Here is a 507-nt window from a genome sequence, read left to right as displayed (position 1 = left end):
CCGAATAGGTTTCGTCGCGGATGTGCCAGGCTTGCAGCCAGGACAGCTTGGCGTAGGTCAGGCCGGGGCTCGACTCGGCCATCTTGGTCAGCCCGAGGTTGATCGCATCACCGAGGATTGCGGACAGCAGCAACGTCCTGTCTTTGGCCTCGGCCCCGTCCTTCAAGTGGGTGAAGTGGCGGCTGAAGCCCGTCCAGTCGTCCACGTCCATCAGCAGTTCGGTGATCTTGATGCGCGGCAGTAACTGGCTGGTTTGGTCGATCAGCGCCTGCGCCCGATCCGGCACCGCCGCATCCAGCGGGGTGATTTTCAGCCCTGACTCGGTGAGGATGGCATCGGGCAGCTCGTTGTCCTTGGCCAGGCGGGTGACGGTGGCCAACTGCTCGTCCAGCAGCTGCAAACGCTCTTCCAGGTACTGGTCGCTGTTCGGGTTGATCGCCAGGGGCAGGGCCTGCTCGCGCTTGAGTGCGGCGAACTTCTCGGCCGGCAGCAGGTAGTCGTCGAAGT

General features: G+C 63.7%; 1 protein-coding gene. It reads right to left on the bottom strand.

From position 1 onward, the window contains the following. A partial coding sequence (locus ACJ8QI_RS25535; RefSeq protein WP_000385537.1) for a Tn3 family transposase occupies positions 1-507 on the bottom strand: 507 nt, incomplete at both ends.

Source organism: Serratia sp. CY84636, assembly GCF_052166245.1.
Classification (GTDB): domain Bacteria; phylum Pseudomonadota; class Gammaproteobacteria; order Enterobacterales; family Enterobacteriaceae; genus Serratia; species Serratia nevei.
Note: the sequence above shows the minus strand (reverse complement) of the source record. Positions and strands in the feature narration are given on the sequence as shown.